The sequence below is a fragment of the Enterobacter sp. 61D5 genome, assembly GCF_034107965.1.
GTDB lineage: Bacteria > Pseudomonadota > Gammaproteobacteria > Enterobacterales > Enterobacteriaceae > Enterobacter > Enterobacter cloacae_M.
On sequence record NZ_JAWNFK010000025.1, the window covers coordinates 32,266 to 58,598 of the forward strand.

Here is a 26,333-nt window from a genome sequence, read left to right on the forward strand (position 1 = left end):
GTGGGCGCACTTTTTTTCGTAGCCGCCAGGCTGTTGCGCCCGTGTTGCGATCGTGATCGTTAAATAACGTTTGGCCCCCCTCAATCCGTGTTTCTGCGATACAATGCCATTACGTTATGTATCGGAGAGTCTGGCATGTCACACCCTGCGCTAACGCAACTGCGTGCGCTGCGCTATTTCGACCAAATACCTGCGCTTGATCCGCAGCAACTGGACTGGTTGTTGCTGGAAGATTCCATGACGAAACGTTTTGAGCAACAGGGTAAAACGGTCACGGTGACCCTGATTCAGGAAGGGTTTGTCTCTGGCGATGAGATCGCCAGCGAGCTGCCGCTGCTGCCGCAAGAGCCACGTTACTGGCTGCGCGAAATTTTACTCTGTGCTGATGGTGAGCCTTGGCTTGCCGGGCGGACGGTGGTACCCGAGTCCACCCTTTCCGGACCAGAGCTGGCGCTGCAACGTCTGGGGAAAACGCCGCTGGGGCGCTACCTTTTCACCTCGTCTGAGCTTACCCGGGATTTTATTGAGATTGGTCGTGATGCCGAACTCTGGGGGCGTCGTTCCCGCCTTCGCCTGAGCGGTAAACCGTTAATACTGACGGAGCTTTTTTTACCGGCATCACCGTTGTACTAAGAGGAAGAAAAAATGGAGTGGAGCCTGACGCAGAATAAGCTGTTGGCGTATCACCGCTTAATGCGTACCGATAAACCCATTGGCGCGTTACTGCTGCTGTGGCCGACCCTGTGGGCGCTGTGGCTCGCCACGCCGGGCGTGCCGCCGCTGTGGATCCTGGCCGTGTTCGTTGCCGGCGTCTGGCTGATGCGCGCGGCGGGCTGCGTGGTGAATGACTATGCCGATCGTAAATTCGACGGTCATGTTAAGCGTACTGCCGGTCGTCCGTTACCCAGCGGGCAGGTCACCGGGAAAGAAGCCCGCGTGCTGTTCATTGTTCTGGTGCTGCTCTCTTTCCTGCTGGTGTTAACCCTTAACACCATGACCATTCTGCTTTCCGTTGCGGCGCTGGCGTTAGCCTGGGTTTATCCGTTTATGAAGCGCTATACCCACCTGCCTCAGGTGGTGCTGGGCGCGGCGTTTGGCTGGTCGATTCCGATGGCGTTTGCGGCGGTTGGTGAGTCCTTACCGCTCAGCTGCTGGCTGATGTTCCTGGCGAACATTCTCTGGACCGTGGCGTATGACACGCAATACGCGATGGTAGACCGCGACGATGACCTGAAGATTGGCATCAAATCCACCGCCATCCTCTTTGGTCGTCAGGACAAGCTGATTATCGGTCTCCTGCAGGTCGCGGTACTGGCGCTGATGGTTGCGATCGGTCGCCTGAACGGGCTGAACTGGGAGTTTTACTGGTCCGTGCTGGTGGCGGGACTGCTGTTTGCTTATCAGCAGAAGTTGATCGCCAGGCGTGAACGTGACGCCTGTTTTAAAGCGTTTATGAACAATAACTACGTCGGTCTGGTGCTTTTTTTAGGCCTGGCGATGAGCTATTTCTTATAAAAAAGTCGGGTGGCGGCTTCGCCTTACCCGACCTACGAGTTAGCAGGACATGGAGGCCCGGTAAGCGTTAGCGCCACCGGGCTTTTTTTATCGGCGACGCAGCAGCCGAAGCGCGTTCGCCGTCACCAGTACCGTTGCCCCGGTATCCGCCAGCACCGCCAGCCACAATCCGGTCATGCCGAGCAGGGTCGTCACGAGGAAAATTCCTTTCAGCCCGAGCGCAATGCCGATGTTTTGACGGATGTTGGCCCGCGTCGCGCGCGCCAGGCTAATCATCTGCGCCAGCCCGGTCAGGCGGTTGTGCGTCAATGCCGCGTCGGCCGTTTCCAGCGCCACGTCGGTGCCGCTGCCCATCGCTATACCGATGGTAGACGCTTTCATCGCCGGGGCATCGTTAATCCCGTCACCGACCATCGCCAGCGGCGCGCGAGCGTTCAGCGCCGTCACGGCGCTGACCTTATCCGCAGGCAACAGTCCGGCTTTAAACTCCAGCCCCAGCTCACCGGCAATCGCTGCCGCCGCGCGAGGGTTATCGCCGGTAAGAATAACGCCCTGCACGCCCAGCTTGTGCAGCGCCGCCACGGCGTCTTTGGCGTCATCGCGCAGGGTATCGCGCAGTGCCAGCATCCCTTTCGCGACGCCGTCCTGCATAACGGTCACGACGGTTTGTCCGGTCTGTTCTAACGCCTCAACCTCTGGATTAGAAGACTTGCCCGCCGTGACAATCAGTACCTTTTTACCGTCAACGATGGCCTCAATCCCTGACCCGACCAGCGCCCGCTGGGCGGTTGCCGGAGGGATGTCCAGCCCGCGCGACTGTGCTTCTCGCACAATCGCCTGCGCCAGCGGGTGAGTGGACCCCTGCTCAACGGCGGCGGCCAGGGTCAGCAGTTCATCTGCACTGATGTCCTGCGGATACACGCCGGTCACCTGCGGCTTACCCACGGTTAACGTACCGGTTTTATCGAAGGCGATATGCTGAACCTGGCTCAGCTGCTCCAGCGCCGCGCCGCCCTTAATCAGCGCGCCGCGACGCGCCGCCGCCGCCAGACCTGAGGTAATCGCAGCCGGGGTGGAAATCACCAGCGCGCACGGGCAGCCAATCAGCAGCAGCGTCAGCCCTTTATAAATCCAGCCCTCCCACGGCGCGCCAAATAACAGCGGCGGGACGACGGTGACCAGCAGGGCAACCAGCATGATGGCAGGGGTATAAATCCGGCTGAAGCGATCGATAAAGCGTTCGACCGGCGCGCGGCGTTCCTCTGCCTCTTCAATCAGCTTAAGGATACGGTCGATGGCGCTGTCGCCCGGCTCTGAAAGCACGGTGAGCTGCACCAGACGGTCGACGCTGGTGGCACCAGCAGGCACTTTTTCACCCGCGGCACGCTCTACCGGAATGGATTCCCCGGTCAGGGCGCTTTCATCAAAGCTCGCGGTGGCGGCAAGCAGCGCGCCGTCTGCGGGCAGACGCCCCCCTGCGGCCACCTCAATCACGTCGCCCGGGCGCAGCGTAGTGATGGCGACCGTTTCACGCGTGCCGTTTATCACGCGAGTGGCGGTTTCCGGCTTCAGCGCCATCAGCGCGCTGACCCCTTTACGCGCCCGGCTCGCCGCCCAGCCCTCAAGGCGTTCGCCTATTAAGAACAGCAGCAGCACCATCGCCGCTTCTGCCGTCGCGCCAATGAACAGCGCGCCGATTGCCGCCACGCTCATCAGCGTTTCGATTGCAAACCAACTGCCGCTTTTCATCAGGCGCAGCGCCTGACGGGCAATCGGGAACAGCCCGACCAGCGTGGTGGCGATAAACGCCAGATTGCCGAACGGATGGTTAATCTGCTCCAGACCCCAGCTCAGGGCCATCATGATGATGAGGGTAATGAGCGGCAGGTTTTCTTTCAGTGAGGAGGCTTTTTCAACGGGCGCCGTTTCGCTGCGCAGGGTATAGCCCGCCTTGCTGACGGCGGCTTCAACCTGTTTGCTGACGTCGATATCGGCGCTGACCAGCAGCTTTTCGGTGGCAAACAGCACCTGAACGTGGCTCACGCCCGGCACCTGCTTGACGGCGTTTTCCACCTTGCGGGCGCAGGCCGCGCAGTCCATGCCGTTGACGACCCAGCTGAAGCGGTTCCCGCTTTCAGGAAGGGGTTGAGTTGGCGTTTCGCACGCGCCTTCGCAGCAGCAGTCGTCTTTCGACGGAGCCGGGCTGAGCTTAAGTGCCGAGAATTGAGGAACTTTTTTAGGTATTTCTGGAGTCGACATGGCAGTCTCCGGCAATGATAATTTTCTCATTAACCGCAGCATACACTCTGGAGTCGACTCCAGAGTCAAGCGCTATTTAGATATACAGCGAACGCACAATCAGGAAATGCCCGGCAAAGTAACAGGCGGAGGCTATCGCGTTATCCGCCCGGAAGCGGCGGCGATAGTGGCTGCCCAGCCACACGATATTCCCGATCAGCAGCAGCGCGGCGCCGAAGAACGCGGACATCGCCGGAGCGGTCGGACGGAAGAACCACAGCTCGCCCGCCAGCCACACCATCACCAGCGTCATTGCGATAAAGGTACAGACCGGCAAACGCATCTCTTCCAGACGTGACCAGATCACCGCAATCAGCAGCGCGCCAATCACCAGCAGCACCAGCGGCAGCGGCCAGAAGAAGGAGAGCGTCATCTGGCTGGCAAAGTAGATGGTATAGAGCAGATGAGACAGGAAGAACGCCCCAACGGCGTAGAGCAGGCGCTGGCGCGGCAGCAGGGTTAAGGCATCGCCTATCAGGGATGCACACAGCCCGGCGAGCACCAGATAGCTGACGGCGTTAAACATCGGCGCTTGCCAGGCCAGCAGCAGCAGGAGCAACAGCGTGACCGGTTTAAACAACCAGCGCTGCCAGGTAGGACCGCGGTACGACGCATCGACATAAAGCCATGCGGAAAAACAGACAGCGATAAATGACCAAAGCATATTAACTCCCTGTATCTGTTAAGTCTGAATAATCAGTTTCTGATCCAGTGTAGTGACGCGGGCGGGCGTTTGGCAATGGCGGGGGAGGCAAGGTATCCTGAATTCCGCAAAATCTGATGGGATTGTCGAATGAGCAAGATGCCGCTTTTTTTCATTATCGTGGTGGCGATTATCGTCATTGCCGCCTCGTTCCGTTTCGTGCAGCAGCGCCGCGAGAAGGCGGATAACGATGCCGCGCCGCTGATGCAAAAGCGCGTGGAGGTGACCAACAAACGCGAGAAACCACTCAACGACCGACGCTCGCGCCAGCAGCAGGTGACGCCTGCGGGCACAGCAATGCGCTATGAAGCGAGCTTTAGGCCGGAAGCGGGCGGCCTGGAGATAACCTTCCGCCTGGAGGCGCAGCAGTACCATCAGCTGACGGTGGGGGAGAAAGGGACGTTGAGCTACAAAGGGTCGCGGTTTGAAGGGTTTGAACCGGAGCGGTAATTTTCCCCTCACCCCGGCCCTCTCCCAAGGGGAGAGGGTGTAATCGTTCCCTCTCCCTGTGGGAGAGGGTTAGGGTGAGGGCATCAGGCCGCACCTTACTTCTTCACCTGCGCCTTAAACTTCTTCATCCATACCAGCAGCTCAAACACGCCGAAAATAAACACGCGCAGCTGCTGCCAGCCCGTCATCTGCGGGCCGTCTTTCGGCAGACCGTTTTTCAGCATCACCATCTGCAGGGCGTGCATGAACGACGTGAAAATCAGCGCGACGTTAACGAAAATATTCATCGGGCGCGGGAACGGGTGCACCAGATTTAAAATCAAAAATGCCCAGACGCCCAGCATCAGCAAACGTCCCAGGTTAATCAGTACCGGCATCGGAGCCTCCTTGTGCCAGACGGTGATAAAGACGATAGGCCACCTGACCAGCGACCTTTTCGCGGTGCAGATCCCAGTGGGCGGGAACCGGCGGTAAACCGTTTTCCACTTCGCTTTCAACGTAAATTAGCGCGTCATCCGCCAGCCAGCCGTTTTGCTCCAGCAGGGATAACGTCTCTTCCAGCAGCCCCTTGCGGAACGGCGGATCGACAAACACCACGTTATGCGGCGTGCCTTTCTGCGCAAGAAAACTCAGCGTGTTGGTGTTCACAACTTTGGCGTTGCTCGCCTTTAGCGTCGCCAGATTTTGCTGCAGCGTCTGCGCAACGCCGCGCTCCATCTCCAGCAGCGTGGCGCTGGCGGCATAGCGCGACAGCGCTTCAAGCCCCAGCGCCCCGCTTCCGGCGAAGCAGTCCAGGCAGTGGGCGTCTACCATTGACGGGGCCAGCCAGTTAAACAGCGTCTCGCGCACGCGGTCGGTAGTAGGGCGTAAACCGGGGCTGTCCGGCACCAGTAATTTCCGGCCTCGCCACTGACCGCCGATAATACGAATTTGACCGGCCGGGGCACGGTTGGGTTTCTTCATCTCAGGAAAGCTCTGTTAACAATTGGCCTGCGATTGCGGGCGGTGATGTCAATTAAGTAAAGTGTTAGACTATTTCATCATTTTTTTAGCTTCCATGTATATAGCGCCGCGAGGAGTGTAGTCGCAGATGGCAAAACAAAAAAAACGTGGCTTCTTTTCCTGGCTGGGCTTCGGTGAAAAAGAGCAAGAAACAGAACAGAAAACCGAAGAGCAAAAAGCCGTTGAAGAGCAGTCACAGCCTGAAACGCCTGTAGAAACCGCCGCGGTTGTCGACGCGGAAGAGACAGCGCACAGCAAAGAAGAGATTGAATCCTTTGCACAAGAGGTGGTTGAAGTCACGGAACAGGTTCAGGAGAGCGAGAAGCCAGAACCGATTATCGTTGAGGACATTACCGAAGCGCCACAGGCCGTTATCGAACATGAAGAGCTGCCGCTGCCGGAAGAGGTGAAAGCCGAAGAGGTGTCTGCCGAAGAGTGGCAGGCGGAAGCGGAAACCGTTGAAATTGTTGAGGCGGTGGAAGAAGAAGCGGTACTCGAGTCAGAGCTGACCGACGAAGAGCTGGAAGCTCAGGCGCTGGCAGCACAAGCCGCGGAAGAAGCGGTCATCGTCGTGCCGGTAGAAGAGCAGGCCGAAGAAGAGATCGTCCAGGAGCAGGAAAAACCGACCAAAGAAGGTTTCTTCGCGCGCCTGAAGCGCAGCCTGCTCAAAACCAAAGAAAACTTAGGTTCCGGATTTATCAGTCTGTTCCGCGGCAAAAAGATCGACGACGATCTCTTTGAAGAGCTGGAAGAACAGCTGCTGATTGCGGACGTTGGCGTGGAAACCACCCGTAAGATCATCGCCAACCTGACCGAAGGGGCGAGCCGCAAACAGCTGCGCGACGCCGAAGCGCTGTACGGCCTGCTGAAAGACGAGATGGGTGAAATTCTCGCAAAAGTTGACGAACCGCTTAATATTGAAGGCAAAACGCCATTTGTTATTCTGATGGTTGGCGTGAACGGCGTGGGTAAAACCACCACCATCGGCAAGCTGGCGCGTCAATTCGAGCAGCAGGGCAAATCGGTGATGCTGGCGGCGGGGGATACCTTCCGTGCGGCGGCGGTTGAGCAGCTGCAGGTTTGGGGCCAGCGCAACAACATTCCGGTGATTGCCCAGCATACCGGCGCGGATTCCGCGTCCGTGATCTTCGATGCCATCCAGGCGGCGAAGGCGCGCAACGTGGACGTGCTGATTGCCGATACCGCAGGGCGTTTGCAGAACAAATCGCACCTGATGGAAGAGTTGAAGAAAATCGTCCGCGTCATGAAGAAGCTGGACGAAGACGCGCCGCATGAAATTATGCTGACCATTGATGCCAGCACCGGACAGAACGCCATCAGCCAGGCGAAGCTGTTCACTGAAGCGGTAGGACTGACCGGGATCGCGCTGACCAAGCTGGACGGCACCGCGAAAGGCGGGGTGATCTTCTCCGTGGCCGATCAGTTCGGCATTCCTATCCGCTACATCGGTGTGGGCGAGCGTATTGAGGATTTGCGTCCGTTTAAAGCGGACGACTTTATTGAGGCATTATTTGCCCGAGAGGACTAACAATGATTCGCTTTGAACACGTCAGCAAGGCCTATCTCGGTGGGAGACAAGCGCTGCAGGGGGTGACATTCCACCTGCAGCCGGGCGAGATGGCATTCCTGACCGGCCATTCCGGCGCGGGGAAAAGTACCCTGCTCAAGCTTATCTGTGGGATCGAGCGGCCAAGCGCCGGGAAAATCTTTTTCGGCGGTCATGAGATCAGCCGCCTGAAAAACCGCGAAGTGCCGTTCCTGCGTCGTCAGATCGGCATGATTTTCCAGGATCACCACCTGCTGATGGATCGCACCGTTTTCGATAACGTGGCCATTCCGCTGATTATTGCCGGCGCCAGCTATGACGATATCCGCCGTCGCGTTTCTGCGGCGCTGGATAAGGTCGGGCTGCTGGACAAAGCGAAGAACTTCCCGATCCAGCTGTCCGGCGGTGAACAGCAGCGCGTGGGCATCGCCCGCGCGGTGGTGAACAAGCCTGCCGTACTGCTGGCGGACGAACCGACCGGTAACCTGGACGATGCCCTGTCCGAAGGGATTTTGCGTCTGTTTGAGGAATTCAACCGCGTAGGGGTCACGGTATTGATGGCGACGCACGACATCGGGCTCATTTCCCGTCGTTCGTACCGCATGCTGACCCTGAGCGACGGGCATTTGCACGGAGGCCACGGTGAACAAGCGTGATGCAATGAACCAGATTCGGCAGTTCGGGAACCGGTTTGACCGTTTCCGTAAGCCGCAGGGCGGTGGTGACGGCAATCGTAATGCGCCGAAGCGCCAGAAGGCCGCGCCAAAACCGGCCTCCCGTAAAACCAACGTGTTTAACGAGCAGGTGCGCTACGCCTTCCACGGCGCGCTGCAGGACCTGAAAAGCAAACCGCTGGCGACGTTCCTGACGGTGATGGTAATTGCCATCTCCCTGACGCTGCCAAGCGTCTGCTATATGGTCTATAAAAACGTCAACCAGGCGGCTTCGCAGTATTATCCGTCCCCGCAGATCACGGTCTATATGGATAAAGCGCTCGACGATAACGCCGCGGCGCAGGTGGTTGGGCAAATCCAGGCCGAGCAGGGCGTGGAGAAGGTCAACTATCTATCACGTGAAGACGCGCTGGGCGAGTTCCGTAACTGGTCTGGCTTTGGCGGCGCGCTGGATATGCTCGAAGAGAACCCGCTGCCCGCCGTTGCGGTGGTGATCCCGAAGCTGGATTTCCAGGGGACCGATTCGCTTAACACCCTGCGCGATCGCATCACGCGCATTAAGGGCATTGATGAAGTGCGCATGGACGACAGCTGGTTTGCGCGTCTCTCTGCCCTGACCGGGCTGGTCGGACGCGTCGCGGCGATGATTGGCGTGCTGATGGTGGCGGCGGTCTTCCTCGTCATCGGTAACAGCGTGCGCCTGAGCATTTTCGCCCGTCGCGATACCATTAACGTGCAGAAACTGATTGGTGCAACGGATGGTTTCATCCTCCGACCGTTCCTTTACGGTGGCGCACTGCTCGGTTTTTCTGGCGCATTTCTTTCACTGATATTGTCAGAAATTTTGGTGATGCGGCTTTCTTCCGCCGTGACTGAAGTGGCGCAGGTTTTCGGAACGAAGTTTGATATCAGTGGCTTAGGCTTCGATGAGTGCCTGTTGCTGCTGCTGGTTTGTTCGATGATTGGGTGGGTGGCAGCCTGGCTGGCAACCGTTCAACATTTACGTCACTTTACTCCCGACTAATAAAAGCGTGATATAATCTTTCCCTGCACCGATAAGTTCGCTCTGCAGGGAAAGCGTCCTTGTTGTCGCTTCCCCTGTTATCATCTTCATGTCACAATTTGTGCGTAATTTATTCACCGTTGCACCTGGAACTTGTGGATAAAATCACTGTCTGATAAAAGAGTGAATGCTAATCTCGTTGCTCAAACGCTTTGGCATGGTTGTTGCCTGACGGGGACAACCTGGACCAGAAGAAACATTGAGAGGAATGAATGACCAAAGAAATGCAAACTTTAGCTTTAGCCCCTGTTGGTAACCTGGAATCTTATATCCGGGCTGCGAACACCTGGCCGATGTTAACGGCCGAGGAAGAAAAGGAGCTTGCTGAAAAGCTGCATTACCAGGGCGATCTGGAAGCAGCGAAAAAGCTGATCCTGTCTCACCTGCGCTTTGTTGTTCACATTGCTCGTAACTATGCGGGCTATGGCCTGCCGCAGGCGGACTTGATTCAGGAAGGTAACATCGGCCTGATGAAGGCTGTGCGTCGCTTTAACCCGGAAGTGGGTGTGCGACTCGTCTCCTTCGCTGTGCACTGGATCAAAGCAGAAATTCATGAATACGTGCTGCGCAACTGGCGTATCGTGAAAGTCGCCACGACAAAAGCGCAACGCAAACTGTTCTTCAACCTGCGTAAAGCCAAGCAGCGTCTGGGCTGGTTCAACCAGGATGAAGTGGAAATGGTGGCGCGCGAGCTGGGCGTAACCAGCAAAGACGTGCGTGAGATGGAATCCCGTATGGCCGCGCAGGACATGACCTTTGATATGTCCTCCGACGACGACGCATCTGACAGCCAGCCGATGGCGCCGGTTCTGTATCTGCAGGATAAAACCTCTAACTTTGCTGACGGCATCGAAGAGGATAACTGGGAAGATCAGGCCGCGAACAAGCTGACCCATGCGATGGAAGGCCTCGACGAGCGTAGCCAGGATATTATCCGCGCCCGCTGGCTGGACGAAGACAACAAGTCCACGCTGCAGGAGCTGGCCGACCGCTACGGCGTTTCTGCGGAACGTGTCCGTCAGCTTGAAAAGAACGCCATGAAAAAACTTCGCGCCGCTATCGAAGCGTAATTTTCGCGAAGTACACCGAGAACCCCTGGATGAAAGTCCGGGGGTTTTGTTTTTTTAGCGCCCGCTCTGGCGAATTCCCTCCCCCTGGCAAACACTTACTGATGCGCTAAGCAGGCGACTTTCTCAGGGGGACAGGGTGAAAAATAACGAACTGAACGACCGGCGTTTACAGGCGACGCCGCGCGGCATCGGCGTGATGTGTAACTTCTATGCCGATAAAGCTGAAAACGCCACGGTGTGGGACGTGGAAGGCAACGAGTACATCGACTTCGCCGCCGGGATCGCGGTGCTGAATACCGGCCATCGCCATCCAAAAGTCATTTCCGCTATTGAAAAACAGCTCCACGCGTTTACCCATACGGCGTACCAGATTGTGCCGTACGAAGGCTATGTGGCGCTTGCCGAGCGCATCAACCAGCGCGTGCCCGTTGACGGTCCGGCCAAAACCGCGTTCTTCTCCACGGGGGCAGAGGCGGTCGAAAACGCGGTCAAAATTGCCCGGGCGTACACCAAACGTCCTGGCCTTATCACCTTTGGCGGCGCGTTCCACGGCCGCACTTTTATGACCATGGCGCTGACCGGCAAAGTTGCGCCGTACAAGATCGGCTTTGGCCCGTTCCCCGGTTCGGTGTATCACGCGCAGTATCCGAATGAACTGCACGGCGTCAGCACGGCGGAAGCGTTGAAAAGCCTGGAACGCATCTTTAAAGCGGATATCGCACCCGACCAGGTCGCGGCCATTATTCTCGAACCGGTTCAGGGAGAGGGCGGTTTCAACATTGCGCCAGCTGATTTTATGCAGGCGCTGCGCGCCCTGTGCGACACCCACGGTATTTTGCTGATTGCCGACGAGGTGCAAAGCGGCTTTGCCCGTACCGGCAAGCTGTTCTCGATGGAACACCACTGCGTTAAGCCCGATCTGATCACCATGGCGAAAAGCCTGGCGGGCGGGATGCCGCTTTCGGCGGTTTCTGGCCGTGCGGAGGTGATGGACGCACCCGCGCCTGGCGGGCTGGGCGGTACCTACGCCGGAAACCCGCTGGCGATTGCGGCGGCACATGCCGTGCTCGACGTGATTGATGAAGAGGATCTCTGCACGCGCTCGGCGCATCTTGGCCACCACCTGGTGGAAGTGCTGAATAAGGCGAAGGAACGCTGCCCGTATATCGCTGACATTCGCGCGCAGGGCTCGATGGTGGCGGTGGAGTTTAACGACCCGCAAACGGGGCAGCCTTCGCCGGAATTTACCCGCCAGGTGCAGGAGCGCGCGTTGCAGGAAGGGCTGCTGCTGCTGAGCTGCGGCGTCTACGGCAACGTCATTCGTTTCCTCTACCCGCTGACTATTCCTGAAGCGCAATTCCGTAAAGCGCTGGACATTATCTCCGCGTCGCTGACACGTTAAAGCCATATGCCCGGCGAAAATCCCTGCCGGGCTTATCATATATTCATTTCAAATTAGCTATTCCAAAATCATAAAAATCGGGTATGTTTTAGCAGAGTATGCTGAAAAAGCGCGGACAGCACACCTATAACTGACATAAAGCGCTGCACAACAACATCACAACAATCGTAATAACCATAATAATGGGGAATCTCAGGATGAACATGAAGGGTAAAGCGTTACTGGCAGGATGTATCGCGTTGGCATTCAGCACCATGGCACAGGCAGACATCAAGGTGGCTGTAGTTGGCGCAATGTCCGGTCCGGTAGCACAGTACGGCGACCAGGAATTTACCGGCGCTGAACAGGCGGTTGCAGACATTAATGCTAAGGGCGGTATCAAAGGCGAAAAACTGCAGATCGTAAAATATGATGATGCCTGTGACCCGAAACAAGCGGTCGCGGTCGCGAACAAAGTGGTGAACGACGGGATCAAATACGTTATTGGTCACCTGTGCTCTTCCTCTACTCAGCCAGCGTCTGACATCTACGAAGACGAAGGTATTCTGATGATCACCCCGGCAGCGACCGCACCAGAGCTGACCGCGCGCGGCTACAAGCTGACCCTGCGCACCACCGGCCTGGACTCTGACCAGGGCCCAACCGCGGCGAAATACATCGTTGAAAAAGTGAAGCCGAAGCGCATTGCCATCGTTCATGACAAGCAGCAGTACGGTGAAGGTCTGGCGCGTTCAGTGCAGGATAACCTCAAGAAAGCGAATGCCGACGTGGTGTTCTTCGACGGGATCACCGCCGGTGAGAAAGACTTCTCCACCCTGGTAGCGCGTCTGAAGAAAGAGAATATTGATTTCGTTTACTATGGTGGCTACCACCCGGAAATGGGCCAGATCCTGCGCCAGGCGCGCGCTGCGGGCCTGAAAACCCAGTTTATGGGGCCGGAAGGCGTAGCGAACGTTTCCCTGTCTAATATTGCGGGTGAATCAGCCGAAGGCCTGCTGGTAACCAAACCGAAGAACTACGACCAGGTCCCTGCGAACAAACCTATCGTAGATGCCATCAAGGCGAAGAAACAGGATCCAAGCGGCGCGTTCGTCTGGACCACCTACGCGGCGCTGCAGTCTCTGCAGGCGGGCCTGAACCAGTCAGCCGATCCGGCTGAGATTGCCACCTGGCTGAAAGCAAACACGGTCCAGACCGTCATGGGGCCACTCTCCTGGGACGCGAAGGGTGACCTGAAGGGCTTCGAGTTCGGCGTGTTTGACTGGCATGCTAACGGTACGGCGACAGACGCAAAATAAAAGCAAAAAGGCAACGTAAGTTGCCTTTTTTAATGTTTTCTCCCTCTCCCCGTGGGAGAGGGCCGGGGTGAGGGCATCAGGCAGCACAAATCAGCCCTGGCGCTTTTCCCACCCGCTCTCCTGCGCCGTAAACCCTAACGCCTGCATAAACGCCGCCATCACGCCGCGGTCTTCCACGCCCACGTCAGCCATCCACCATGAGGTCACGCTCGGGTTTTCGCGGATCACTTCTTCAATTAAATACTGTCCCACACCGCGACGACGGGTGACGTCACGAACGCGCAGCGAGTCCAGCGCTCCCTCTGTACCGCTCAGGGTTACGCGAACCGCAGCCAGCAGGCGTTCGTTAAAACGCGCGGCATAAATGCGGTGGGTCTCATCAACGCGTAGAGACGAAGGGGAATATTCCGGCCAGATCTTGCCCAGGTCGATATGATCCTGGTCGCTAAAGGTCACCAGACGCACGATAGTCAGTTTCATTAGCCACTTGTCCAAATCAGATTGAGTAGGGGCAGTGTACTCAATTTATTCACCCAGCGGCTTCCTCTTTTTATTCTCATTAACCAGGTGATTAGTTTTTTGGCAACGCGATGGGCAGTTTGAAAACACATGGATCGAAAAATAAGCAGAATTTTAACCTGATTGGTAGTGATTTATTCGGCGCTTTGTGCCGTTATTTTATGCTGCAAACTGCACTTTTATTTGTTTATCTCTGCCTGATTTCAGAATATTATCTTTGCTTAATCGCCTGAAAAATAGAGATTTTAGTCTGGTTTTTGACAAAAACCTGCGCTAAACCATTAAAGGCACTGGTAAAAATAGCGTTGTTCATTAAAAGTACAGAATGCTTTTTAACCATAATAAAACAAAATATAAACACGACATCACGAATGGGGATTCAGAGATGAAAAGGAACGCGAAGACGTTAATCGCGGGGATGGTCGCACTGTCGATCTCGCATGCCGCTATGGCAGACGACATTAAGGTTGCGGTAGTGGGGGCGATGTCCGGCCCTGTTGCCCAGTGGGGTGACATGGAGTTCAACGGCGCGCGCCAGGCCATCAAAGACATCAACGCTAAGGGCGGCATCAAAGGCGACAAGCTGGTGGGCGTGGAATATGACGACGCCTGCGATCCTAAACAGGCCGTCGCGGTCGCCAACAAAATCGTCAACGACGGTATTCAGTATGTGATCGGCCACCTGTGCTCATCCTCCACGCAGCCGGCGTCTGATATCTACGAAGACGAAGGCATTCTGATGATCACCCCTGGCGCAACGAACCCTGAACTGACCCAGCGCGGCTACCAGCACATTATGCGTACCGCCGGTCTGGACTCCTCGCAGGGCCCCACCGCCGCCAAATACATCCTCGAGACCGTTAAGCCACAGCGCATTGCCATTATTCATGACAAACAGCAGTACGGCGAAGGCCTGGCGCGCTCCGTGCAGGACGGTCTGAAAAAAGGCGGCGCGAACATCGTCTTCTTCGACGGCATTACCGCCGGTGAGAAAGACTTCTCCGCGCTGATTGCCCGTCTGCAAAAAGAGAATATCGATTTCGTTTACTACGGCGGCTATTACCCGGAGATGGGACAGATGCTGCGTCAGGCGCGCGCCACTGGTTTGAAAACCCAGTTTATGGGGCCAGAGGGCGTGGGCAATGCCTCCCTGTCAAATATCGCGGGGGATTCTGCCGAAGGCATGCTGGTGACGATGCCAAAACGCTATGACCAGGATCCGGCCAACAAGGCTATCGTGGATGCGCTCAAGGCGCAGAAGAAAGATCCGAGTGGTCCGTACGTCTGGATCACCTACGCGGCCGTACAGTCTCTGGCCACCGCGCTGGATCGCTCCGGCAGCAAAGAACCGCTGGATCTGGTTAAAGATTTAAAAGCGCACGGGGCGAACACCGTGATTGGGCCGCTGAACTGGGATGAGAAAGGCGATCTGAAGGGATTTGAGTTTGGTGTCTTTAAGTGGCACGCCGACGGTTCATCCTCGGCCGCCAAATAATTATCCCACCGCCCGGCATGACGGGCGGGTATAAAAAGGTTTGCATATGTCCGAGCAGTTTCTCTATTTCCTGCAGCAGATGTTTAACGGCGTTACGCTGGGAAGCACCTACGCGCTGATCGCCATCGGCTATACGATGGTTTACGGCATTATCGGCATGATCAACTTTGCCCACGGCGAGGTGTACATGATCGGTAGCTACGTCTCTTTCATGATTATCGCCGCCCTGATGATGATGGGCATCGACAGCAGCTGGCTGCTGGTCGCCGCCGGGTTTGTCGGCGCGATCGTGATTGCCAGCGCCTACGGCTGGAGCATTGAGCGCGTGGCCTACCGGCCGGTGCGCAGCTCCAAGCGTTTGATTGCGCTGATTTCCGCGATCGGGATGTCGATCTTCCTGCAAAACTACGTCAGCCTGACCGAAGGCTCGCGCGACGTGGCGCTGCCAATCCTGTTTAACGGCCAGTGGATCGTGGGGGCCAGCGAAAACTTCGCGGCCTCTATCACCACCATGCAGCTGGTTATCTGGGTCGTGACCTTTATTGCGATGCTCGCCCTGACGCTGTTCATCCGCTACTCGCGTATGGGACGCGCCTGCCGCGCCTGCGCGGAAGACCTGAAGATGGCGAGCCTGCTCGGCATCAACACCGACCGCGTGATTGCCCTGACCTTCGTGATTGGCGCCGCGATGGCGGCGGTGGCGGGTGTCCTGCTCGGCCAGTTCTACGGCGTGATCAACCCGTACATCGGCTTTATGGCCGGGATGAAAGCCTTCACCGCGGCGGTTCTGGGCGGTATCGGCAGTATTCCGGGCGCGATGATCGGCGGCCTGATCCTGGGCGTGGCGGAAGCGCTCTCCTCGGCGTACCTGAGCACGGAGTATAAAGACGTGGTGTCGTTTGCTCTGCTGATTCTGGTTCTGCTGGTGATGCCTACCGGTATTCTGGGCCGTCCGGAGGTAGAGAAAGTATGAAACCGATGCATTTTGCAATGGCGCTGCTCTCTGCCGCCATGTTCTTCGTGCTGGCCAGCGTCTTTATGGGCGTCCAGCTTGAGCTGAATGGCACCAAACTGGTTGTCGATACCGCAGCTGACATCCGCTGGCAGTGGGTATTTATCGGTACGGCCGTGGTGTTCCTGTTCCAGCTGCTGCGTCCGCTGTTCCAGAAGACGCTGAGAAACGTCTCCGGTCCGAAATTCGTGCTGCCGGCAATCGACGGTTCTACGGTTAAGCAGAAGCTGTTCCTCGTGGCGCTGCTGGTGGCTGCCGTGGCGTGGCCGTTCGTGGTGTCTCGCGGCACCGTGGATATTGCCACTCTGACCATGATCTACGTGATTCTCGGCCTCGGTCTGAACGTGGTCGTGGGGCTCTCGGGCCTGCTGGTGCTGGGCTACGGCGGCTTCTACGCCATCGGCGCCTATACCTTCGCGCTGCTGAACCACTATTACGGTCTCGGCTTCTGGACCTGCCTGCCGCTGGCAGGGCTGGTCTCTGCCGCTGCAGGCTTCCTGCTTGGCTTCCCGGTGCTGCGCCTGCGCGGTGACTACCTGGCGATTGTGACCTTAGGCTTCGGCGAAATCGTTCGTATCCTGCTGCTCAACAACACCGAAGTGACCGGAGGCCCGAACGGTATCAGCCAGATCCCGAAACCGACCTTCTTCGGCCTGGAGTTCAGCCGCACCGCCCGCGAAGGCGGCTGGGATACCTTCAGCAACTTCTTCGGCGTGAAGTATGACCCGTCCGACCGCGTGATCTGGCTCTATCTGGTGGCGCTGCTGCTGGTGGTGATTACCCTGTTCGTGATCAACCGTCTGCTGCGCATGCCGCTGGGCCGCGCGTGGGAAGCGCTGCGTGAAGATGAGATCGCCTGCCGCTCCCTGGGCCTGAACCCGACCCGCATCAAGCTGACCGCGTTCACCATCAGCGCCGCGTTTGCCGGTTTCGCCGGAACGCTGTTTGCTGCTCGTCAGGGCTTCGTTAGCCCGGAATCGTTCACCTTTGCCGAATCCGCCTTTGTGCTGGCAATTGTGGTGCTCGGTGGGATGGGCTCGCAGTTTGCCGTTATCCTCGCGGCCATCCTGCTGGTGGTCTCGCGCGAGCTGATGCGCGACTTTAACGAATACAGCATGCTGATGCTGGGTGGTTTGATGGTGCTGATGATGATCTGGCGTCCGCAGGGTCTGCTGCCGATGACCCGTCCACAGCTGAAGCTGAAGAACGGGCAAGCGAAAGGAGAGCAGGCATGAGTCAGCCATTATTATCCGTTAACGGTCTGATGATGCGTTTTGGCGGCCTGCTGGCGGTCAACAACGTGAATCTGGATCTGCACAAGAAAGAGATTGTCTCGCTGATTGGTCCGAACGGCGCGGGGAAAACCACGGTCTTTAACTGCCTGACCGGCTTCTACAAGCCAACGGGCGGCACCATCATGCTGCGCGATCAGCACCTGGAGGGGCTGCCGGGCCAGCAGATTGCCCGCATGGGCGTGGTGCGTACCTTCCAGCACGTACGTCTGTTCCGCGAGATGACGGTGATTGAGAACCTGCTGGTGGCACAGCATCAGCAGCTGAAAACCGGGCTGTTCTCCGGCCTGCTTAAAACCCCGGCCTTCCGCCGCGCGCAGGATGAAGCACTTGACCGCGCCGCCACCTGGCTCGACCGAATTGGCCTGCTGCAGCACGCCAACCGTCAGGCGAGCAACCTGGCCTACGGTGACCAGCGTCGCCTGGAAATCGTGCGCTGCATGGTGACGCAGCCGGAAATCCTGATGCTCGACGAACCGGCGGCAGGGCTCAACCCGAAAGAGACCAAAGAGCTGGACGAGCTGATTGCCGAGCTGCGCGATAGTCACGACACCACCATCCTGCTGATTGAGCACGACATGAAGCTGGTGATGGGCATTTCGGACCGTATCTACGTGGTAAACCAGGGCACGCCGCTGGCAAACGGCACGCCGGAAGAGATCCGCAACAACCCGGACGTGATCCGCGCATACCTTGGTGAGGCATAAGATGGAAAAAGCGATGTTAACGTTCGACAAGGTCAACGCGCACTACGGCAAGATCCAGGCGCTGCACGACGTCAGCCTGCATATCAATCAGGGGGAAATCGTGACCCTGATTGGCGCCAACGGCGCGGGCAAAACCACGCTGCTCGGCACCCTGTGCGGCGACCCGCGCGCCACCAGCGGGCGGATTGTATTCGATGGTAAAGACATTACCGACTGGCAGACTGCCAGAATCATGCGCGAGGCGGTGGCGATTGTTCCGGAAGGGCGCCGCGTCTTCTCCCGCATGACGGTGGAAGAGAACCTGGCGATGGGCGGGTTCTTCGCTCACCGTGATGAATACCAGACCCGCATCAAGTGGGTATATGAACTCTTCCCGCGCCTGTGGGAGCGCCGCATCCAGCGTGCGGGCACCATGTCCGGCGGTGAGCAGCAGATGCTGGCGATTGGCCGCGCGCTGATGAGCCAGCCGCGCCTGCTGCTGCTGGACGAACCGTCGCTCGGTCTGGCGCCGATCATCATTCAGCAAATCTTCGACACCATCGAACAGCTGCGCAAAGAGGGGATGACCATCTTCCTCGTCGAGCAGAACGCCAACCAGGCGCTGAAGCTCGCCGACCGTGGCTACGTGCTGGAGAACGGCCGCGTGGTGCTGGAGGATACCGGCGACGCGCTGCTGGCGAACGAGGCGGTGCGGAGCGCGTATCTGGGCGGATAGGTAAAAGCAAAAAGGCAACGCAAGTTGCCTTTTTTAATGTTTTCTCCCTCTCCCTGTGGGAGAGGGCTGGGGTGAGGGCACCAGACCGCACCCAAACCACACCCCCAGCCCCCTTCACACAACCATCATCCCCCTGACGCCTGGCTGTCACTTATCTGTAAACAAACAGTTATTTTTCTGTAATTCGAGCATGTCATGTTACCTCGCGAGCATAAAACGCGTGATATCGCGCATCCGGCACAATAAGAGAGATGACAATGACATCGTTACGACACACAGCTTTGGGTCTGGCACTGGGTCTGGCTTTTGCGACGAACGCAATGGCTGTGACCACCATTCCGTTCTGGCATTCCATGGAAGGGGAGTTGGGTAAAGAAGTTGACTCCCTGGCGCAGCGTTTCAACGACACCCATCCGGATTACAAAATTGTGCCGGTGTACAAAGGCAACTACGAGCAGAGCCTGAGCGCGGGCATCGCCGCCTTCCGTACCGGTAACGCACCGGCCCTGTTGCAGGTTTATGAAGTGGGTACCGCCACCATGATGGCTTCCAAAGCCATCAAGCCGGTCTATGAAGTGTTCAAAGAAGCGGGCATCAACTTCGACGAGTCGCAGTTCGTGCCGACCGTAGCGGGTTACTACACCGATTCCAAAACCGGCCATCTGCTGTCCCAGCCGTTTAACAGCTCTACTCCGGTGCTCTACTACAACAAAGACGCCTTCAAAAAAGCCGGTTTAGACCCGGAGCAGCCGCCAAAAACCTGGCAGGACCTGGCGGAGTACACCGCGAAGCTGAAAGCGGCGGGGATGAAGTGCGGCTACGCCAGCGGCTGGCAGGGCTGGATCCAGATTGAAAACTTCAGCGCCTGGCACGGACTGCCGGTGGCGACCAAAAACAACGGCTTCGACGGCACCGATGCGGTACTGGAGTTCAACAAGCCGGAGCAGGTGAAGCACATCGCGCTGCTTGCCGATCTGAACAAGAAGGGCGATTTCAGCTACTTCGGGCGTAAAGACGAATCCACCGAGAAGTTCTACAACGGCGACTGCGCCATTACCACCGCCTCGTCCGGCTCGCTGGCGGATATCCGTCACTACGCCAAATTCAACTACGGCGTGGGCATGATGCCGTACGACGCTGACGTGAAGGGCGCGCCGCAGAACGCCATCATCGGCGGGGCGAGCCTGTGGGTCATGCAGGGTAAAGACAAGGGCATCTACAAAGGCGTAGCCGAGTTCCTCGACTTCCTGGCCAAGCCTGAAAACGCCGCCGAGTGGCACCAGAAGACCGGCTACCTGCCGATCACCAAAGCCGCGTACGACCTGACCCGCGAGCAGGGTTTCTACAGCAAGAACCCGGGCGCGGACATCGCGACGCGTCAGATGCTGAACAAGCCGCCGTTGCCGTTCACCAAAGGCCTGCGTCTGGGCAATATGCCGCAGATCCGCACCATCGTGGATGAGGAGCTGGAAAGCGTGTGGAGCGGGAAGAAAACGCCACAGCAGGCGCTGGACTCTGCGGTAGAGCGCGGAAATCAGCTGCTGCGCCGCTTTGAGCAGTCGACCAAATCGTAAAAAAATGCCCGGTGGCGCGCAGCGTTCCGGGCCTACGGATTAATGCGGCCTGATGCCCTCACCCCAACCCTCTCCCACAGGGAGAGGGAGAAAACAGAAATCGCCAGGAACCAAATCTCAATGTCATCATCCCGTCCGGTGTTCCGTTCCCGCTGGCTGCCCTATCTTCTGGTCGCGCCGCAGCTGGTCATCACCGTTATTTTCTTTATCTGGCCTGCGGGCGAAGCGCTGTGGTACTCGGTACAAAGCGTCGACCCGTTCGGGCTTTCCAGCCAGTTTGTTGGCCTGGACAACTTTACTGCGCTGTTCCACGACAGCTACTACCTGGACTCCTTCTGGACGACGATGAAGTTCAGCGCGCTGGTGACCGTCAGCGGTCTGGTTGCCTCGCTGTTTTTCGCCGCGCTGGTGGACTACGTGGTGCGCGGCAGCCGTATTTATCAAACCCTGATGCTGCTGCCTTACGCCGTGGCTCCCGCCGTCGCCGCCGTGCTGTGGATCTTCCTGTTTAACCCGGGGCGCGGATTGATTACCCACTTCCTGGCCGAACTGGGCTACGACTGGAACCATGCCCAGAACAGCGGCCAGGCGATGTTCCTGGTGGTGTTCGCCTCGGTGTGGAAGCAGATCAGCTACAACTTCCTGTTCTTCTTTGCCGCGCTGCAGTCCATCCCGCGCTCGCTGGTGGAAGCCGCGGCAATTGACGGCGCAGGGCCCATTCGTCGCTTCTTCAGGCTGTCGCTGCCGCTGATCGCCCCGGTGAGTTTCTTCCTGCTGGTGGTTAACCTCGTATACGCCTTCTTCGACACCTTCCCGGTGATCGACGCGGCGACCGCAGGCGGTCCGGTGCAGGCGACCACGACGCTTATCTATAAGATCTATCGCGAAGGCTTCGCCGGTCTGGATCTCTCCGCCTCCGCCGCGCAGTCGGTCGTACTGATGTTCCTCGTCATCATCCTCACGGTGGTGCAGTTCCGCTATGTCGAAAGTAAGGTGCGCTACCAATGATTGAGAACCGTCGCGGGCTGACGATTTTCAGCCATACCATGCTGATTTTAGGGATTATCGTCATCCTCTTCCCGCTGTACGTGGCGTTTGTCGCCGCCACGCTGGACACCAAAGCGGTGTTCGACATGCCGATGACGCTGATCCCAGGCACACATCTGTTCGAAAACATGAAGACCATCTGGACCCAGGGCGTGGGCGCCAACAGCGCGCCGTTCTGGCTGATGATGCTCAACAGCTTCATCATGGCGTTTGGCATTACGGTCGGCAAAATTACGGTGTCGATGCTTTCGGCCTTCGCCATCGTCTGGTTCCGCTTTCCGCTGCGTAACCTCTTCTTCTGGATGATTTTTATCACCCTGATGCTGCCGGTGGAGGTGCGTATCTTCCCGACGGTGGAGGTGATTGCCAACCTGAAGATGCTCGACAGCTACGCGGGCTTAACCCTGCCGCTGATGGCCTCGGCGACCGCCACCTTCCTGTTCCGCCAGTTCTTTATGACCCTGCCGGACGAGCTGATTGAAGCGGCGCGTATCGACGGCGCGTCGCCGATGCGCTTCTTCCGCGACATCGTGCTGCCGCTGTCGAAAACCAACCTCGCGGCGCTGTTTGTGATCACCTTTATCTACGGCTGGAACCAGTACCTGTGGCCGCTGCTGATTATTCAGGACGTCAACCTCGGCACCGCCGTGGCGGGCATCAAAGGCATGATCGCCACCGGCGAAGGCACCACCCTCTGGAACCAGGTGATGGCGGCGATGCTGCTCACCCTTATCCCACCCGTAGTCATTGTTTTAGCCATGCAGCGCGCGTTTGTCCGCGGCCTGGTCGATAGCGAGAAATAAGATGGCAGGTTTAAAACTTCAGGCAGTAACCAAAAGCTGGGATGGCAAAACCCAGGTGATTCAGCCGCTGACGCTCGACGTGGCGGACGGGGAGTTCATCGTGATGGTCGGCCCGTCCGGCTGTGGCAAATCCACGCTGCTGCGCATGGTGGCGGGGCTGGAGCGCGTGACCTCCGGGGATATCTGGATTGATCGTCAGCGCGTCACCGAAATGGAGCCAAAAGACAGGGGCATCGCGATGGTATTCCAGAACTACGCCCTCTATCCGCACATGAGCGTGGAAGAGAACATGGCCTGGGGGCTGAAGATCCGCGGGATGGGCAAAGGCCATATCGAGGAGCGCGTGAAAGAAGCCGCCCGCATTCTCGAGCTGGACGGCCTGCTGAAGCGCCGCCCGCGCGAGCTCTCCGGCGGCCAGCGCCAGCGCGTGGCAATGGGGCGCGCCATCGTGCGCGACCCGGCGGTATTCCTGTTCGACGAGCCGCTGTCTAACCTCGACGCCAAGCTGCGCGTGCAGATGCGCCTTGAGCTGCAGCAGCTGCACCGTCGTCTGAAAACCACCTCTCTGTACGTCACCCACGATCAGGTTGAAGCCATGACGCTCGCCCAGCGCGTAATGGTGATGAACAAAGGCATCGCCGAGCAGATTGGCACGCCGGTGGAAGTGTACGAGAAACCGGCCACCCGCTTTGTGGCGAGCTTTATCGGCAGCCCGGCAATGAATCTGCTGGAAGGGCGTATCAGCAACACGGGCACGCATTTTGAGCTGGAAAGCGGGATGGCATTGCCGATCAACTGGTACTATCGTGGCTACGCCGGGCGTAAGATGACGCTCGGTATCCGCCCCGAGCATATCGTTTTAACCGCTCAGGCGGACGGCGGCGTGCCGCTGGTGATGGACACGCTGGAGATGTTGGGTGCAGATAACCTGGCGCACGGGCGCTGGGGTGAGCAAAAAATGGTGGTGCGCCTGGCGCATCAGGAGCGTCCGAAAGCAGGCAGCACACTGTGGCTGCACCTGCCGGAAAACCATCTGCACCTGTTTGACGGTGAAACAGGACAACGAGTATGAGCAACTGGCCTTATCCCCACGTCGTCGCCCACCGGGGCGGCGGTAAGCTGGCGCCGGAGAACACCCTGGCGGCAATTGACGTTGGCGCGCGCTACGGTCACACGATGATCGAGTTCGACGCCAAGCTGTCGAAAGACGGCGAAATTTTCCTGCTGCATGACGATAATCTCGAACGCACCAGCAACGGCTGGGGCGTGGCGGGTGAACTGCCGTGGCGCGATCTGCTGAAGGTGGACGCAGGAAGCTGGTACAGCGGCGAATTCAAAGGCGAACCGCTGCCGCTGCTGGCGGAAGTGGCCGATCGCTGTCGCCAGCACGGCATGATGGCCAATATCGAAATCAAACCGACCACCGGCACCGGGCCGCTGACGGGCAAAGTGATTGCCCTGGCCGCGCGCGAGCTGTGGGAAGGGATGACCGCTCCGCTGCTGTCATCATTTGAAATCGATGCGCTGGAGGCCGCACAGACGGCCGTACCGGAGCTGCCGCGCGGGCTGCTGCTTGATGAGTGGCGCGAGGACTGGCGCGAGCTGACGACACGCTTAGCGTGCGTTTCTATCCATCTCAACCACAGGCTGCTGGATGAGGCGCGGGTGAAGATGCTGAAGGACGCGGGTCTGCATATTCTGGTCTACACGGTTAACAAACCCCAGCGCGCAGCCGAACTGCTGCGCTGGGGCGTGGACAGCATCTGTACCGATGCAATCGACCTGATCGGCCCGGACTTTAGTTCTGCGGATTAAGCATACTGCCATTCGACTGCGGCGGCAGCATGTGCTGCTGTCCGCTGCCTGACGACGTCATTCCCCCTAACATCCCGCCGTTTTTATTCGGCAGCGGCTGCTCGCGCATCTGCCCCTGCTGCACCCGCTGGGTGTTGGCGTTCATCTGATTTTGCAGGCTTTGCTGCTGCATCTGGGTCTGCGTTTTAAGCTGCTGATTAAGCATCCCTTTCTGCTGCTGTTGCTGGCTCATCATCTCCGTCTGCATACGCTGCTGGCTCGGGATGACATAACCCTGCTGGTTTGGGTTGTTCATGGTGTTAAGCGGCTGTGCGAGCGCGGCAAACGGGATCAGCGCCGTAAGGATCCATAAGCGTTTCATTGTCATTTCCTCCTTTTGAGGTCTCTCTTAAGTTTACCCCGATTTCACCATGACGATGATTTTTTAGGAGTTGTGAACCAGGCTTAAGCGGGGAATATGGATCCCTTCACCTGGAGAACAATAATGATGAAACCAACGTTTTTGCGCTGGGTCGCCATCGCCGCGCTGATGGCAGGAGGTACATTTAGCGTGGCGGCCAACCCGCCAGCGGCACCTCCGGTCTCTTACGGCGTTGAGGAAGATGTTTTTCATCCCGTGCGGGCAACCCATGGCATGGTGGCGTCAGTGGATGCCCTGGCAACAAAAGTGGGCGTCGATATTCTCAGGCAGGGTGGTAACGCGGTGGATGCAGCCGTCGCCGTCGGCTATGCGCTGGCGGTGACGCATCCGCAGGCGGGGAACCTGGGCGGCGGCGGTTTTATGATGCTGCGCACCAAAGACGGCAAAACCACCGCTATCGATTTCCGAGAAATGGCGCCTTCTCAGGCGTCCCGCGATATGTTCCTCGACGATCAGGGTAACCCTGACAGCAAAAAATCCCTGACTTCGCACCTCGCCACCGGCACGCCGGGCACCGTTGCGGGCTTCTCGCTTGCGCTGGAAAAATACGGCACGATGCCGCTGAACAAGGTGGTGCAGCCTGCCATCAAGCTGGCTCGCGACGGCTTTGTGGTAAACGATGCGCTGGCGGACGATCTCAAGACCTACGGCAGCGAAGTCATTCCGAATCACGAAAACAGCAAGGCCATCTTCTGGAAAGACGGTGAGCCGCTGAAGAAGGGCGATAAGCTGGTGCAGAAGAACCTCGCCAAAAGCCTGGAGCTGATTGCGGAGCACGGTCCGGACGCCTTCTACAAAGGGGCAATTGCCGACCAGATTGCCGAAGAGATGCAGAAGAACGGCGGGCTCATCACCAAAGCGGATCTGGCGGAATACAAGCCGGTGGAGCGCGAGCCGATTAGCGGCACCTATCGCGGATACGAGGTCTTCTCCATGCCGCCGCCGTCCTCCGGTGGGATCCACATCGTGCAGATCCTCAATATTCTTGAAAACTTCGATATGCACAAGTTCGGCTTCGGCAGCGCGGACGCCATGCAGGTGATGGCGGAAGCGGAAAAACGCGCCTACGCCGACCGGTCGGAATATCTCGGCGATCCGGACTTCGTGAAGGTGCCCTGGCAGGCGCTGACCAACAAGGCGTATGCCAAATCCATTGCCGATCAGATTGACATCAACAAGGCCAAACCGTCGAGCGAGATCCGCCCCGGCAAGCTGGCGCCGTATGAAAGCAACCAGACCACCCACTTCTCGGTGGTGGATAAAGACGGTAACGCGGTGGCGGTGACGTACACGCTCAACACCACCTTCGGCACCGGGATTGTGGCGGGCAACAGCGGTATTCTGCTGAACAACGAGATGGATGACTTCTCTGCCAAACCGGGCGTGCCGAACGTCTACGGGCTGGTGGGCGGTGATGCAAACGCCGTCGGGCCGAAGAAGCGTCCGCTATCGTCCATGTCGCCCACCATTGTCGTGAAAGACGGGAAAACCTGGCTGGTAACCGGCAGCCCTGGCGGCAGCCGTATTATCACCACCGTGCTGCAGATGGTGGTGAACAGCATCGACTTTGGAATGAACGTCGCCGAAGCGACCAACGCCCCGCGTTTCCATCACCAGTGGCTGCCGGACGAGCTGCGCGTCGAGAAGGGCTTTAGCCCCGATACCATCAAGCTGCTGGAGCAGCGCGGGCAGAAGGTGGCGGTGAAGGAGGCGATGGGCAGCACCCAAAGCATTATGGTGGGGCCGGACGGGGCGCTGTTTGGCGCGTCGGACCCGCGTTCGGTGGATGATTTGTCGGCGGGGTATTGATGTGTTGCCGGGTGGCGGCTTCACCTTACCCGGCCTATGTTTTCCCTCTCCCTGTGGGAGAGGGTTAGGGTGAGGGCAAAAA

Annotated in this window: 26 protein-coding genes; 20 read left to right on the forward strand and 6 right to left on the reverse strand. The window is 58.1% G+C overall.

The annotated features are described in order from the left end of the window. The first annotated feature begins 135 nt into the window (after window positions 1-135). Both ubiC and ubiA read left to right on the forward strand, forming a co-directional pair. On the forward strand, window positions 136-633 hold the full coding sequence (gene ubiC, locus UTM25_RS20685) for a chorismate lyase (RefSeq protein ID WP_023334136.1): 498 nt from the start codon (window positions 136-138) through the stop codon (window positions 631-633). 12 nt (window positions 634-645) lie between these two features. Next, entirely contained in the window at window positions 646-1,515 is an 870-nt protein-coding gene (ubiA, locus tag UTM25_RS20690; RefSeq protein ID WP_194401655.1) for a 4-hydroxybenzoate octaprenyltransferase, read from the forward strand. A gap of 87 nt (window positions 1,516-1,602) precedes the next feature. Here the strand turns inward: ubiA and zntA are convergent, their stop codons facing one another. Continuing rightward, a complete protein-coding gene (gene zntA, locus UTM25_RS20695; RefSeq protein WP_194401654.1) occupies window positions 1,603-3,774 on the reverse strand; it encodes a Zn(II)/Cd(II)/Pb(II) translocating P-type ATPase ZntA in 2,172 nt (723 codons plus the stop codon). A 76-nt stretch (window positions 3,775-3,850) separates the two neighbouring features. Then, window positions 3,851-4,477: a lysoplasmalogenase gene (locus tag UTM25_RS20700; protein WP_023310011.1), complete on the reverse strand. Its 627-nt coding sequence runs from the start codon at window positions 4,475-4,477 to the stop codon at window positions 3,851-3,853. Window positions 4,478-4,606: 129 nt separating this feature from the next. Between UTM25_RS20700 and UTM25_RS20705 the strand changes: the two genes are divergently transcribed. After that, entirely contained in the window at window positions 4,607-4,966 is a 360-nt protein-coding gene (locus UTM25_RS20705) for a DUF2500 domain-containing protein (protein ID WP_047743106.1), read from the forward strand. Window positions 4,967-5,061: 95 nt separating this feature from the next. On the opposite strand, the gene UTM25_RS20710 is transcribed toward UTM25_RS20705, so the two are convergent. After that, complete coding sequence (locus UTM25_RS20710) at window positions 5,062-5,343, reverse strand: DUF1145 family protein (RefSeq protein ID WP_010436509.1); 282 nt, start codon at window positions 5,341-5,343, stop codon at window positions 5,062-5,064. Further along, on the reverse strand, window positions 5,327-5,929 hold the full coding sequence (gene rsmD, locus UTM25_RS20715) for a 16S rRNA (guanine(966)-N(2))-methyltransferase (protein ID WP_194401653.1): 603 nt from the start codon (window positions 5,927-5,929) through the stop codon (window positions 5,327-5,329). Before rsmD ends, UTM25_RS20710 begins: the two co-directional genes overlap by 17 nt. A gap of 127 nt (window positions 5,930-6,056) precedes the next feature. On the opposite strand from rsmD, the gene ftsY reads away from it, so the two are divergent. The 6 genes from ftsY (at window position 6,057) to livJ (ending at window position 13,042) form a co-directional block, all read left to right on the forward strand. After that, the gene (gene ftsY / locus UTM25_RS20720) at window positions 6,057-7,517 is read left to right on the forward strand and encodes a signal recognition particle-docking protein FtsY (protein WP_194401652.1); all 1,461 of its coding nucleotides are present in this window, start codon (window positions 6,057-6,059) and stop codon (window positions 7,515-7,517) included. Window positions 7,518-7,519: 2 nt separating this feature from the next. Beyond that, window positions 7,520-8,191: a cell division ATP-binding protein FtsE gene (gene ftsE / locus UTM25_RS20725; protein ID WP_023310016.1), complete on the forward strand. Its 672-nt coding sequence runs from the start codon at window positions 7,520-7,522 to the stop codon at window positions 8,189-8,191. Then, a complete protein-coding gene (gene ftsX / locus UTM25_RS20730) occupies window positions 8,178-9,233 on the forward strand; it encodes a permease-like cell division protein FtsX (protein WP_023334142.1) in 1,056 nt (351 codons plus the stop codon). The genes ftsE and ftsX overlap by 14 nt, the downstream gene beginning before the upstream one ends. 251 nt (window positions 9,234-9,484) lie before the next feature. After that, window positions 9,485-10,342 (forward strand): RNA polymerase sigma factor RpoH, encoded by an 858-nt coding sequence (gene rpoH, locus UTM25_RS20735; protein WP_023310018.1) that lies wholly within the window; start codon window positions 9,485-9,487, stop codon window positions 10,340-10,342. A 136-nt stretch (window positions 10,343-10,478) separates the two neighbouring features. Further along, the gene (locus UTM25_RS20740) at window positions 10,479-11,744 is read left to right on the forward strand and encodes a 4-aminobutyrate--2-oxoglutarate transaminase (RefSeq protein ID WP_194401651.1); all 1,266 of its coding nucleotides are present in this window, start codon (window positions 10,479-10,481) and stop codon (window positions 11,742-11,744) included. Window positions 11,745-11,941: 197 nt separating this feature from the next. Beyond that, a complete protein-coding gene (livJ, locus tag UTM25_RS20745; RefSeq protein ID WP_074147346.1) occupies window positions 11,942-13,042 on the forward strand; it encodes a branched chain amino acid ABC transporter substrate-binding protein LivJ in 1,101 nt (366 codons plus the stop codon). Between the two features lie 90 nt (window positions 13,043-13,132). On the opposite strand, the gene panM is transcribed toward livJ, so the two are convergent. Then, window positions 13,133-13,522 carry an aspartate 1-decarboxylase autocleavage activator PanM gene (gene panM / locus UTM25_RS20750; RefSeq protein WP_023310021.1) on the reverse strand — a complete coding sequence of 130 codons (390 nt, stop codon included), beginning with the start codon at window positions 13,520-13,522 and terminating at the stop codon, window positions 13,133-13,135. A 424-nt stretch (window positions 13,523-13,946) separates the two neighbouring features. Here panM and livK point away from each other — a divergent pair, with 424 nt between their 5' ends. The 10 genes from livK (at window position 13,947) to ugpQ (ending at window position 24,021) form a co-directional block, all read left to right on the forward strand. Beyond that, the gene (gene livK, locus UTM25_RS20755) at window positions 13,947-15,056 is read left to right on the forward strand and encodes a high-affinity branched-chain amino acid ABC transporter substrate-binding protein LivK (RefSeq protein ID WP_039264148.1); all 1,110 of its coding nucleotides are present in this window, start codon (window positions 13,947-13,949) and stop codon (window positions 15,054-15,056) included. 46 nt (window positions 15,057-15,102) lie between these two features. Beyond that, window positions 15,103-16,029 carry a high-affinity branched-chain amino acid ABC transporter permease LivH gene (gene livH, locus UTM25_RS20760; protein ID WP_320715279.1) on the forward strand — a complete coding sequence of 309 codons (927 nt, stop codon included), beginning with the start codon at window positions 15,103-15,105 and terminating at the stop codon, window positions 16,027-16,029. Further along, complete coding sequence (locus UTM25_RS20765; RefSeq protein ID WP_194401649.1) at window positions 16,026-17,303, forward strand: high-affinity branched-chain amino acid ABC transporter permease LivM; 1,278 nt, start codon at window positions 16,026-16,028, stop codon at window positions 17,301-17,303. Before livH ends, UTM25_RS20765 begins: the two co-directional genes overlap by 4 nt. Further along, on the forward strand, window positions 17,300-18,067 hold the full coding sequence (livG, locus tag UTM25_RS20770; protein ID WP_023310024.1) for a high-affinity branched-chain amino acid ABC transporter ATP-binding protein LivG: 768 nt from the start codon (window positions 17,300-17,302) through the stop codon (window positions 18,065-18,067). The genes UTM25_RS20765 and livG overlap by 4 nt, the downstream gene beginning before the upstream one ends. 1 nt (window position 18,068) lies before the next feature. Beyond that, window positions 18,069-18,782, forward strand: coding sequence for a high-affinity branched-chain amino acid ABC transporter ATP-binding protein LivF (gene livF, locus UTM25_RS20775; RefSeq protein WP_008500102.1), 714 nt, complete (start codon window positions 18,069-18,071; stop codon window positions 18,780-18,782). Window positions 18,783-19,039: 257 nt separating this feature from the next. Beyond that, window positions 19,040-20,356, forward strand: coding sequence for a sn-glycerol-3-phosphate ABC transporter substrate-binding protein UgpB (gene ugpB, locus UTM25_RS20780; protein WP_320715281.1), 1,317 nt, complete (start codon window positions 19,040-19,042; stop codon window positions 20,354-20,356). A gap of 120 nt (window positions 20,357-20,476) precedes the next feature. Beyond that, window positions 20,477-21,364: a sn-glycerol-3-phosphate ABC transporter permease UgpA gene (gene ugpA / locus UTM25_RS20785; protein ID WP_023310026.1), complete on the forward strand. Its 888-nt coding sequence runs from the start codon at window positions 20,477-20,479 to the stop codon at window positions 21,362-21,364. After that, window positions 21,361-22,206 carry a sn-glycerol-3-phosphate ABC transporter permease UgpE gene (gene ugpE / locus UTM25_RS20790; RefSeq protein WP_194401647.1) on the forward strand — a complete coding sequence of 282 codons (846 nt, stop codon included), beginning with the start codon at window positions 21,361-21,363 and terminating at the stop codon, window positions 22,204-22,206. Before ugpA ends, ugpE begins: the two co-directional genes overlap by 4 nt. A 1-nt stretch (window position 22,207) precedes the next feature. Beyond that, window positions 22,208-23,278 (forward strand): sn-glycerol-3-phosphate import ATP-binding protein UgpC, encoded by a 1,071-nt coding sequence (locus tag UTM25_RS20795; RefSeq protein WP_194401646.1) that lies wholly within the window; start codon window positions 22,208-22,210, stop codon window positions 23,276-23,278. After that, window positions 23,275-24,021 carry a glycerophosphodiester phosphodiesterase gene (ugpQ, locus tag UTM25_RS20800; RefSeq protein WP_194401645.1) on the forward strand — a complete coding sequence of 249 codons (747 nt, stop codon included), beginning with the start codon at window positions 23,275-23,277 and terminating at the stop codon, window positions 24,019-24,021. Before UTM25_RS20795 ends, ugpQ begins: the two co-directional genes overlap by 4 nt. Here the strand turns inward: ugpQ and UTM25_RS20805 are convergent. Continuing rightward, window positions 24,005-24,382, reverse strand: a complete 378-nt coding sequence (locus tag UTM25_RS20805; RefSeq protein WP_063440727.1) for a DUF2756 family protein — start codon at window positions 24,380-24,382, stop codon at window positions 24,005-24,007. The two genes, ugpQ and UTM25_RS20805, sit on opposite strands and share 17 nt — an antisense overlap. A gap of 123 nt (window positions 24,383-24,505) precedes the next feature. Between UTM25_RS20805 and ggt the strand changes: the two genes are divergently transcribed. Further along, entirely contained in the window at window positions 24,506-26,251 is a 1,746-nt protein-coding gene (gene ggt / locus UTM25_RS20810; RefSeq protein WP_194401644.1) for a gamma-glutamyltransferase, read from the forward strand. Window positions 26,252-26,333: the final 82 nt, after the last annotated feature.